The following is a 5,030-nucleotide window of genomic DNA, read 5'->3' as shown; positions in this document are numbered from 1 at the left end:
ACCAGCGACAACGGCTTCCCGCTGAAGGCCAGCTACCCCTCCATACAGGAGTACCAGCGCACCGAATAGCCCCGCCGCACCGGCAGAGGAAAGGAGGAGATGGCCCATGCGGCAGCGGATCCGCTGGACCAGAACAACCGAAGCCGCCATAGACATCGACCCGGACACCGTGGCCGCCTGGGCCGCCTGGGCCGCCTCCTCCCCCGCCTACCGCCACCTCGCACCGGGACATACCACCCCCGGCCCCGCATCGACAGCCTCCATCCGGCACATGATGGCCGCCAACGCTCACTTCGCCGCCATGGCCACCACCCAATACGCCATCGCCCACGACCTGCTCAAAACCACCGACGGCGAGCGCGGAGACGATCCGCCGGCCGCCTCCGCGGCCCTCGCGTCTCGTGATGAACCTTAGGGCCTCCATCTTGGCCCGCTGGCCGGGGCAGTAGGGGAATGGCCGGCGGCAGGGGATCGCGCCGGCCGGCAATCCGTAGGAACCGGCCTAGGAGGGAAACCATGATGAAATCCAGAGAAGATTCGTATCTGCGAGGCATCGACCTGGCACAGGCAGCGCTGCACCGGTTGGATCCGGGCCTGGTCAGCAGCCCCACGATGGTTCAGGCCGTTGCCGAGGTTGGCCATCTGGATGATACGAAGGAGGTCTTCCGGGCAGCCGTCGCTTACCTTAGAACCCGCCAAAAATGTTCAATCGCAGTGTCGAGAGAGGACAGATCAAGTGTCTCGTCGATGGCGTGCATCATGGCAGGATCTCCTGGACCCCAGATCACGATGGGGGCATCGGGGAACCGGTCTTGGAGAACCGAACCGTCGGTGAAGTAGGGGACTGCGGGTGCTGGCGAGTAGTCCCGCAATACCGTCGGGGGCTGCCCGGCGCGGACGGGAGCCAGATTGATTAGCTCTGTGATTCGAAGGTCACCCTGGAGGCCGCGGAGCCAGTCGAGAATTCGTTGGGGATCACCTACCGTGCGGAAATCCAGGGATAGCTCTGCATGGTCTGGAACGATATTGGGCACGCTCCCCCCGGAAAGGTAACCGAGGTTGACCGTTTCTCTACCCAAGTACTCATCGGAGGCCGCAGGAAAGGCATCGAGGTTGTCGACTACTCCCCTCACGAGAGTCTTGATGGCGTTGATGCCGGCATGTGGTCGAGAACCGTGGGCGGCTACACCCTGGGCTTCGGCCCTCACCCAAAGAGCCCCACGGTGACCAAGCGAAACCTGGTTGTCGGTGGCCTCAGGAACAATGATCAGCGCGGGGTCTAATTGGGCCAGCTCCTCAGCTGCGACAACAGCTCCTTTACTGCCGATTTCCTCATCCGCCGTCAAGAGGACAGCTACGTCAGCTCCGGCGACGTTCGCGCGAATCAAGGTAACCAGTGCTGCGACCAGGCCACCTTTCATGTCAACGCTCCCCCTGCCGTGGAGTGTCCCTCGTTCGAAATCGATAGCACCGTCAAACGGGTGAGAGGACCAAGTGCCGGCGTTACCGGCTGGCACGGTGTCGGTATGACAGACGAACATCACCGGGGCCGACCCGCTGCCGGTGGTGAGCAACGTCCAGGGATAGTTGTTCCCGCGACTGATGGTGACATCAGAGGTGTGCTGCTCCACAAAGTCGATGCAGAGGCTTTGGAGATGGTGCTGGGCGTCCAGATTTCCAGATTCCGTCTCGAGTTGTACGAGCGTCTGCAGGAAACGTAAGTAGTTGTTCTCCATAGGTCTCACATCCCGGCTTTCATTTCCCGAGTTTCGTCATGACAGCAACCCCTCTTTCGGAGTTGGCACTCAACTATCGAGACAGCCACCCACCATCGATAGTGAGGGCAGCGCCACTGACATAGGCAGCTGCGTTTGACGCAAGGAACACGACTGCTCCTGAAAGATCCTGTGGGCGTCCCCAACTGTTGGCGGGAATACGGCGCAACATGCTTTCCGCCCGCTCAGCGTTCTCCCTGTGAGCAAGGGTGAAGTCGGTTTCCATGTACCCCGGGGCGATGGCATTAACCCTGATGCCATGCGGAGTCCATTCATTGGCCAGCGCTCGAGTGAGGCCAAGCAATCCATGCTTGGAAGCCGCATAAGCAGGAACTTCCACGCCGCCCTGGAACGAGTTGATCGAGGCGATGTTGATGATGCTGGCAGGGGCATCACCAGCCGCGAGAACACCACGAGCAAAAGCTTGGCTGAGAAGGAAAGGAGCAGTAAGGTTCACATCGAGAACTGCTAACCAATCTGATTGTGCCGACTCGATGGCTGGGCCTCTCCGAATAATCCCTGCATTGTTGACCAAGATGGTCGGCTGTGGGAACGCGTCTCGAGCCCACGAGATTAGATGTGCTGCGGTGTCCTGTGTTAGGGCACTGAGATCAGTTACATAAGTGGAGCAGTTAACCCCGCGGTCACGTACCTCCTCAGCTACCTGATCGAGGTCACCGAGCCCAACCGCCAGGATATCGGCCCCGGCCTCCGCAAGTGCGAGAGCCATGGAACGCCCAAGACCGCCTGAAGCCCCAGTCACCAGCGCTGCCTTTCCATCTAATCGGAAGAGCTCCAGGACGGGAGTGCGGGATGTCGTGGTCATAAGTGATATACCTTCGTTTAATCGTTTAATGCTGACTTCGAAATGTGGAAGGCCAGGGCAAACAGGCCCCGCCGGCAAGTCGCAGAACGCGTGTTAATCGCGACCCATGGGACGGGAGAATGTTCTAGCTCGTATCCCCACGTCCGCTTTTCTACATCCGCTTAGCCCTGCAGTGGTGTCAGCCCGAAGTCCAAACCGTCATTGCCTGCATCAGACGGCACGCGGAGCGGTCAAACCTGGCCAGACACCCGCCGCCGTCACTCGCCTGCGGGATTGGAACAGGTGCATGACGGCGGCAAGGCGTCTGACAGGACTTCAGACGGGTCGAACTACACGGCCCTCAGATCCACTCCCTTGGTTTCCGGCAGCAACTTCATTGCAACCAGGGTCAGGAGGCACAGAACGACGACCAAGGCCCCGGACAGCCATGCCAGATCGATCGACACGAACAACTGGTACACGTAGGGTGCGGTGCCGCCAAAACCAGCCACGGACACCGAGTAGGCGAGGCCGATGCTTTGGGTGCGCTGCGACGTCGGGAAGACTTCCGACATGATCGAGGACAGCAGCGAACCCGAAGCAGCCACGATCACCAGAGCAATTGTCGAAGCAACCAGCAGAGTCCACGGCTCCTCAGTGATCATTGCCATGAGGGGAATCTGAAGCACACCCATCGCGATCGCGAAGAAATAGATGACTGGCTTGCGTCCGATACGGTCAGAGAGCCGGCCCCAGAGCGGTAGCGCCACCAAACCTATAACCTGCGCGACGACCGTCACCCAATACGCCCCCTGAATGGACATTCCTTGCTGCGTGATGGCATACGTCGAAACATAAGACGACCAGGTGTAGTGGGCCGCTGTCACACCCGACACCATTCCGATGATCAAGAGGATTGAAACCCACCGGGGACGCGGATTCCGCCCCCCGACACCTTGGCCCGCAACTCCACTTTCCACCGGAGTGGAAATCGCTACAGGCTTCACCGCGACCTCGTCATTCTTCTCATCGAAGACCTCAGATTCGTGCATCCCCCGCCGAAGGTAGAGAGCAAACACCGCACCAAAAGCACCCAAGATGAACGGGATTCGCCATCCCCACTCGGCCACTTGCGATTCCGCAAGAACCAGGGAAATGACGCCTCCCAATACATACGCAATGACCGAACCACCGAAGATTGCGACGAATACGAGGCTTCCCCATTGCCCGCGCTTCTGCCGGGGGGCAATCTCGGGAATATAGCTGTTCGCCGTCGCCGACTCGCCACCATGAGCGAAGCCCTGAATCATCCGGATCAGAAGCAGCCCAATAGACGCACCGAGACCGATGGACTCATACGACGGCATGAGCCCAATTGCCACGGAGGCCAGGGCCATCATGACCATCGTGGTGATCATGACCTTCTTTCTTCCCTTACGGTCCGAGAGCGCTCCGAATACAACGCCGCCCAGCGGGCGCATGAGAAAACCAACCGCAAATACTGCCAACGTTGAAAGAAGAGCCGAGGCGGGATCTGACTGGTTGAACATCGCGGCCGCGATGAATGGAGCGAATACGGCGTAAGAACTCCACTCGTACCATTCCAACAGCTGGCCGATCGTACTGGCACGAAGGGATCTCCGACGCTGCCGGCGGGATATTGAATCCTCGCCTACAACAGGCTCTCTCGCATCTACTGATTGAACCATCAAATTACCCTTCTAATTCAGGTCGAACACATAGCGTGAAGCGTCCACTGCCAAAACGCTCTGACTACGTATTCATATCCGTGCTGCGAATTGGCTAACAAAAACGTCATGATGCCCGAAGTATTGACACATCAGCCCGGATCTCCGTGCCCGGGTTGACTTCGCTCTCCTGTCTATCCGTCATGAAGTTCGCCCCGCCTCCCCGCATCCACGTGCACAGGACGGCTGGACGCATCCCTCTGAAGAGGAAGCGTTGTACTTCGGAACCGATCGCTCACAACCTCGGGCAGGCCGGCCGGTCATTCCGCAAAACTGCACGGGCCGGGTCGACAGCTCGCATGCAGGGCAGTAACGGCTGATCGAGTTTTGAGGCTGGGCATTAGCGGCGACCGCCCACGCTACCCAGGCCTCTTGGCCCGTCAGTGCCGTGAACGTCGTACCAAGTTTTATCGTCTCGACGTGTCGTGTCAAGAATCACTTCAGGGGTTGACGAAACGCCGTGAGTACGATTTCATGAAACGTGAATACGATTTCACCACAGGCGGTGGCCCGGGTGACGCCAAGGAATGAGGTCAGAGTTGATGGACGCAACTGAAACAATCGCGTCGGTAATGAGCGTGGGCGGGCGACCAGCCGGGAGCCGGCGCGAGATCAAGATCATTGACACCACGCTGCGTGATGCGCATCAGAGCATCTGGGCGACGCGCATGCGGACTGAACACATTGAGCAGATGGCTGCGG

The 5,030-nt window shown here is 59.3% G+C and carries 4 protein-coding genes; 1 reads left to right on the top strand and 3 read right to left on the bottom strand.

The features are described 5' to 3' along the window. Positions 1 to 106 precede the first annotated feature (106 nt). Positions 107 to 415 (top strand): hypothetical protein, encoded by a 309-nt coding sequence (locus tag AC5RWU_RS23635; RefSeq protein WP_493986612.1) that lies wholly within the window; start codon positions 107 to 109, stop codon positions 413 to 415. 265 nt (positions 416 to 680) lie between these two features. Here AC5RWU_RS23635 and AC5RWU_RS23630 read toward each other — a convergent pair whose 3' ends face one another. The 3 genes from AC5RWU_RS23630 to AC5RWU_RS23620 form a co-directional block, all read right to left on the bottom strand. Continuing rightward, positions 681 to 1,736, bottom strand: coding sequence for a M20 family metallopeptidase (locus AC5RWU_RS23630; protein WP_493986611.1), 1,056 nt, complete (start codon positions 1,734 to 1,736; stop codon positions 681 to 683). A 73-nt stretch (positions 1,737 to 1,809) separates the two neighbouring features. Continuing rightward, on the bottom strand, positions 1,810 to 2,601 hold the full coding sequence (locus AC5RWU_RS23625; protein ID WP_493986610.1) for an SDR family oxidoreductase: 792 nt from the start codon (positions 2,599 to 2,601) through the stop codon (positions 1,810 to 1,812). 329 nt (positions 2,602 to 2,930) lie between these two features. Beyond that, positions 2,931 to 4,289 carry an MFS transporter gene (locus AC5RWU_RS23620; protein WP_493986609.1) on the bottom strand — a complete coding sequence of 453 codons (1,359 nt, stop codon included), beginning with the start codon at positions 4,287 to 4,289 and terminating at the stop codon, positions 2,931 to 2,933. Positions 4,290 to 5,030: the final 741 nt, after the last annotated feature.

It is taken from the genome of Arthrobacter sp. B0427-1-12 (assembly GCF_059092905.1).
Note: the sequence above shows the minus strand (reverse complement) of the source record. Positions and strands in the feature narration are given on the sequence as shown.

Coding starts and splice junctions, on each gene's coding strand:
- AC5RWU_RS23630 (WP_493986611.1), bottom strand. CDS start 1,736: ATGGAGAACAACTACTTACGTTTCCTGCAGACGCTCGTACAACTCGAG.
- AC5RWU_RS23635 (WP_493986612.1), top strand. CDS start 107: ATGCGGCAGCGGATCCGCTGGACCAGAACAACCGAAGCCGCCATAGAC.
- AC5RWU_RS23620 (WP_493986609.1), bottom strand. CDS start 4,289: ATGGTTCAATCAGTAGATGCGAGAGAGCCTGTTGTAGGCGAGGATTCA.
- AC5RWU_RS23625 (WP_493986610.1), bottom strand. CDS start 2,601: ATGACCACGACATCCCGCACTCCCGTCCTGGAGCTCTTCCGATTAGAT.